Here is a 5,655-nt window from a genome sequence, read left to right as displayed (position 1 = left end):
TAATTATAATATAATGCGCTTAAGGTAAAAAATTTACAAAAAACAAATACGGCGTTAATAAATAAAGTTTATACTAATAATCACAGCAGAAAAATACAAACACTGAAATAAAATTCATAATACCCCTTCCTTTATAAAAGAATGATTTTGGTAAAAAAATGTTAACAAAAAATAAATATCAAGTTAATAAATAAAGCTTATACTAATAACTGCAAACAAGAAATACACAAACCCCAAAAAAAATTCATAATACCTTCCTAAAAAGCCGGGCCGACCACCCGGCTTTTACCCTGCTTAAAAATAAGGCGGAATTCAGCTTTTTAAAATAACGCAAACGATCTGTTAATGCGTTTGCCTGCTGCCAATTTTTTTGATTTAGCGTTTCTTCTAATTCAATTAAAACTTTTTTCTGCTCTGCTTTGATCTGTTTTAGAAAGTGGATTAAAGCCTCTTCATCTTTTTTATGTTCAATGCTTTCAAGGGTTTCATGCCATTCCATCTGTTGCATCAAGAATTCAACATCTCGCATACTTTTTTCTTCGAGGTTTTTCTCTACCCCCGTTTCAATCTTAATAATCTCTTCGGCACGCAAAATTGGATCTTTCAGCACATTTAATGCTTGGTTTACATCAGCCGATTTTTCAATTGCAATACGTTGCTCGGCTGTAGAGCTGCTTGCGAAGTTATCTGGGTGAAGCTCTTTTTGTAGCTCTAAATAACGGGCAGAAAGTGCTACTTGGTCAATTTGAAACTGCACGGGCAAACCGAAAAGTAAAAAAGCGTTAGTCATTTTCTTACCCCTTACACATTAAAACTCTCACCACAACCGCATTCATTTTTTACATTTGGGTTGCTGTATTTAAAGCCTTCATTTAAGCCTTCTTTCACAAAATCTAACTCCGTGCCATCAAGGTAAGTGAGGCTTTTTTCGTCCACAATCACTTTTACGCCATGTTGCTCGAATATTTGATCGTCTTCATTTAATACATCAACGAATTCCAACACATACGCCAATCCTGAACAGCCCGAGGTTTTCACGCCTAAGCGTAAGCCAATGCCTTTACCACGATTTTCAAGGAAAGTACGCACGCGGTTTGCGGCGGTTTCTGTTAATGTAATTGCCATAATCTATTCCTAATATCTTAAATGAAGAAAATCATATTTTACGAAACATTGTAGTGTGTGAAACATTGTTTCACACACGAAAGGCGTGTGTCGGCAAGCTGACACCCCTACAAAATACAAGCGGTCTTAATTCGCAAAATTTTTGCAAAATCAACCGCTTGTTAAATTATTTACCTTGTTTTTCTTTGTAATCTGCGATTGCTGCTTTGATTGCATCTTCTGCAAGAATTGAGCAGTGAACTTTCACAGGCGGTAATTCTAGCTCTTCTGCGATGTCGCTATTTGTAATTGCACCCGCTTCTTCTAAAGATTTACCTTTTACCCATTCAGTAATCAGTGAGCTTGAAGCGATTGCAGAACCACAACCGTAGGCTTTAAAGCGTGCATCTTCGATAATGCCAGCATCGTTTACTTTGATTTGTAAGCGTAAGATGTCACCACACGCAGGTGCACCAACCATACCTGTACCGATGTCTGATGCTTCTTTGTCGAATGTACCTACATTACGCGGATTTTCGTAGTGATCGATTACTTTTTCACTGTATGCCATTTTATATTTTCCTCTATTTAGTTCCCCTCTTTAGTAAAGAGGGGGTAGGGGAGATTTGTCCGATGTTGATATTTTTTCAAATCTCCCTCAATCCCTCTTTAATAAAGAGGGAAGTTGATCTTATTAGTGGTGATTCCACTCAATTTTACTTAAATCTACGCCTTCTTTGAACATTTCCCAAAGTGGAGAAAGATCACGTAATTTCACAATCGCTTTTTTCACTAATTCGATAGTGTAGTCAATTTCTTCTTCCGTTGTCCAACGACCTAATGTGAAGCGAATTGAGCTGTGAGCTAATTCATCATCACGACCGATAGCACGTAACACATAAGAAGGCTCTAAACTTGCAGAAGTACAAGCTGAACCAGATGAAACTGCAATGTCGCGTAATGCCATCATTAATGACTCACCTTCTACGAAGTTGAAGCTAATGTTTAAGTTTGAGCCTACACGTTTACCTGGTTCCATTGAGCCGTTTACATACACTTCTTCAATATCTTTGAAGCCGTTATATAGGCGATCACGTAACTTGGTTAAGCGTGCCATTTCTTCGGTCATCTCTTCTTTTGCGATACGGTATGCTTCACCCATCCCCACAATTTGGTGAACTGGCAATGTACCTGAACGCATACCACGCTCGTGACCACCACCGTGAATAATTGCTTCTAAACGCACACGAGGTTTACGGCAAACGTATAAACCGCCGATACCTTTTGGTCCGTATAATTTGTGGCTTGAGAATGACATTAAATCTACTTTTAATTCGTGAACATTTACTGGCACTTTACCCACAGATTGCGTTGCATCAACGTGGAAAATGATTTTATTAGCACGGCAGATTTCACCGATTGCCGCGATGTCTTGAATCACACCCATTTCGTTATTCACGTGCATAACAGAAACCAAGATAGTATCTGGACGAATAGCTGCTTTGAATTTTTCTAAATCGAGCAAGCCATCTTCTTCTGGGTCTAAGTAAGTCACTTCAAAGCCTTCGCGCTCTAACTGACGGCAAGTATCTAACACCGCTTTGTGTTCAGTTTTCACGGTAATAATGTGCTTACCTTTAGTTTGGTAGAAGTGTGCCGCACCTTTAATTGCAAGGTTATCTGACTCGGTTGCACCTGAAGTGAACACGATTTCGCGTGCATCAGCACCAATTAAGTCTGCGATTTGGTTACGTGCAACATCAACCGCTTCTTCTGCTTCCCAGCCAAATTTGTGCGAACGTGAAGCAGGGTTACCAAAGATGCCATCTTTGGTCATATATTGCATCATTTTTTGGGCAACGCGTTCGTCCATTGGCGTAGTTGCCGCATAATCTAAGTAAATAGGTAATTTTACTGACATTTTTTAAGTTACTCCTAACTCGCTACAAGCGGTTATTTTTAATGAAATCTTTGCTTATATTTTAGTGCTGATGCGGATGCTCGTGGCAATGAGACTTACCACAATCGTGATCCGCATTTTCTTGAACTAAATCGTCAAGCGACACGGTGTTTAAGAACTGCCCGATTTGATCTTCTAAACGTTCCCAAAGCGTATGAGTTAAGCAGCGAGAATCGTTACGGCAATTACCACTTCCCTTACATTTAGTCACGTCCACATTTTCGTTCACTGCCGCAATAATCATCCCAACGGTAATCTCTTTCGGCTCTTTTTCGAGCTTATAACCGCCACCTGGTCCACGTACGCTATACACAATACCTTCACGGCGAAGCTGTGCAAAAAGCTGCTCTAAATAAGAAAGTGAGATAGCTTGACGATCTGCAATATCCGCAAGACTGACAGGCTCTTTTTTACCGTGAATGGCAATATCTAAAATTGCCGTCACCGCATAACGCCCTCTTGACGTTAATCTCATAAATTCGCCCTCATTTAATTAAAAATCCAATCAAAGATTGGAAGTGCTTGAATTTTGATGGAGTTGACTATTTTAGTCAAGTATATTGAACAGTTTTAAACTTATCATTTTAAAAGGTTTCACCAAATGATAAGGAATTTCCCTACTATTATAGAGGTTTTGAAGGCAAATTTAAACTTAAAACGAAATAGAAAAGTAGGCAGAAGTTCCCTTTCAACTGGTCGGAACACTTGTTTGATCTCCCTTTTTGAGTTGCAATCAATCATTTCACTTCGTAGAATTCCCGCCAATTTTTTCCCTCTATAATATTTCTATTTTAAGATTTCAAAAGGACAATTCATGGCTAAATTTACCAAAACATTACTTGCTTCAACATTAACTTTAGTAGCAGGCGGTGTAAATGCAGCAGCATTCCAATTAGCAGAAGTTTCAACATCAGGTTTAGGTACTGCTTATGCGGGAGCAGCTGCAGCAGCTGACAATGCATCAGTTATTGCAACAAACCCTGCGTTAATGAGTAAGTTTGATCGTGTAGAGATTTCAGCTGGTGGTGTAGTGGTTGATGCAAAAATTAATGTAAATGGTACTTTCGGTCACATTTACAATGCCTCTCAAAATAATATTATTCCTCGTGCACTCGTGCCAAATCTATATGCTACTACACCAATTAATGATCGTTTCTCAATTGGTGGGGGAATGAATGTAAACTACGGCTTAAAATCTCGTTTCTCACCAGATTACAATGCGGGAATATTTGGCGGTAATACCGAATTAAAAGCTGTTAATTTAAACTTAAGCAGTGCTTATAAAGTTGGTTATGGATTGAGCGTAGGCACAGGCTTAAATGCTATTTATTCTGAAGCTGAAGTAGTTCGCCATTTAGGTGCTGCAGGTAAATTATTATCTTCAAGTTTAACAACAAACCCAGCTATTGCTACTTTACTTGCAACAAATCCTTCTTTAGCTGTGCCACTCACTAATGCTGCTGCAACTTTAAATACAATGAACAATAGCACTGAAGTTTCACGTTTAAGTGGCGATAAATGGAGCTTTGGTTGGAATGCAGGTTTACTTTATGAAATCAATGAAAGAAACCGAATTGGTGTAGCCTATCATTCAGCTGTAAATGTGAAATTTAAAGGGCAATATTCAAATGCTTTCCCAATGGCCTTAAATCCATTAATTTCTAAATTGTCTACTTTAGGTATACAATTGCCTGTTAGCGTAGCCACTGCAGGACAAGAAATCCCTGGTAGTTTAACACTTCACTTGCCAGCATATTGGGAATTCTCTACTTATCACAAATTAACAGATAAGTTAGCAGCACAATTTAGCTACAAATATACAGAGTGGGAGCGTTTCGCTAGCCTAGATGCTTATGGTAATACGGGTAATAAATTATTTAGCAAAATCGAGAACTATAGCAGTGCTTCACGTGTAGCCTTAGGTCTTTCATATGATGTAGATAAAGCATTAACTTTACGCGTTGGTCTTGCTCATGATGAAAATGCAAGCGTTAACAATCCATCTATTTCAATTCCAGATACTGACCGCACTTGGTATAGCTTAGGTATGACTTATCGCTTCACTCCAAATCTTTCAACAGATGTTGGTTTTGCCCATCTTCGTGGATCAAATAACCGCTTTGTAGAAGATAAGCATGGTGTATTTAATGTCAAATCAAGAGCTAACTTATATGGTGTAAATGTAAATTACGCTTTCTAATTTACTCAAATTTAACATAGTATTGCAAAACAAGGGCGTGTAAACTTATTACATGCCCTTTTTTAGGATCTCTTTTATTATGACGATTTGCTATCAATATTACCCCTCTCCCGTTGGCAATCTGCTCTTACTCGCGAAAGAAACAGGGCTAATTGCTATTGAGTTTAACGAAGAACAGTCTACCACTGAGATTGAAAATTTCATTCCCGTTAGCAATACAAGCGGTGCAATTTATGAAATCTTTTGCAAAACACGCGAAATTTTAGACCGCTATTTTCAAGGCGAAAAGCTCGATTTTCAGCATTTAGATTTTCTTACCCCGCAAGGTACCGCATTCCAACAATCGGTTTGGAAAATCCTCCGCCAAATTCCCTACGGCACAATTACTAGC

At 38.5% G+C, this 5,655-nt stretch carries 7 protein-coding genes; 2 read left to right on the top strand and 5 right to left on the bottom strand.

Going from position 1 to position 5,655, the window contains the following annotated elements:
- Positions 1-244: 244 nt before the first annotated feature.
- The 5 genes from hscB to KH943_RS08995 form a co-directional block, all read right to left on the bottom strand.
- A complete protein-coding gene (gene hscB / locus KH943_RS09015; RefSeq protein WP_304110167.1) occupies positions 245-790 on the bottom strand; it encodes a Fe-S protein assembly co-chaperone HscB in 546 nt (181 codons plus the stop codon).
- Positions 791-801: 11 nt separating this feature from the next.
- The gene (iscA, locus tag KH943_RS09010) at positions 802-1,125 is read right to left on the bottom strand and encodes an iron-sulfur cluster assembly protein IscA (RefSeq protein WP_005706573.1); all 324 of its coding nucleotides are present in this window, start codon (positions 1,123-1,125) and stop codon (positions 802-804) included.
- 166 nt (positions 1,126-1,291) lie between these two features.
- A complete protein-coding gene (gene iscU, locus KH943_RS09005; protein WP_304110166.1) occupies positions 1,292-1,675 on the bottom strand; it encodes a Fe-S cluster assembly scaffold IscU in 384 nt (127 codons plus the stop codon).
- Positions 1,676-1,798: 123 nt separating this feature from the next.
- Complete coding sequence (locus KH943_RS09000; protein ID WP_005706550.1) at positions 1,799-3,025, bottom strand: IscS subfamily cysteine desulfurase; 1,227 nt, start codon at positions 3,023-3,025, stop codon at positions 1,799-1,801.
- Between the two features lie 61 nt (positions 3,026-3,086).
- Positions 3,087-3,539 carry an Rrf2 family transcriptional regulator gene (locus KH943_RS08995; protein ID WP_005706523.1) on the bottom strand — a complete coding sequence of 151 codons (453 nt, stop codon included), beginning with the start codon at positions 3,537-3,539 and terminating at the stop codon, positions 3,087-3,089.
- Between the two features lie 339 nt (positions 3,540-3,878).
- On the opposite strand from KH943_RS08995, the gene KH943_RS08990 reads away from it, so the two are divergent.
- Complete coding sequence (locus KH943_RS08990) at positions 3,879-5,264, top strand: porin (RefSeq protein ID WP_304110163.1); 1,386 nt, start codon at positions 3,879-3,881, stop codon at positions 5,262-5,264.
- Between the two features lie 79 nt (positions 5,265-5,343).
- Positions 5,344-5,655, top strand: a 312-nt coding sequence (locus KH943_RS08985) for a methylated-DNA--[protein]-cysteine S-methyltransferase (protein WP_368493504.1), incomplete at its 3' end; no start/stop codon positions are given.

It is taken from the genome of Haemophilus parahaemolyticus (genome assembly GCF_018373095.1).
Lineage (GTDB): Bacteria > Pseudomonadota > Gammaproteobacteria > Enterobacterales > Pasteurellaceae > Haemophilus_A > Haemophilus_A parahaemolyticus_A.
This window is presented reverse-complemented; position numbering and strand designations above follow the sequence as displayed.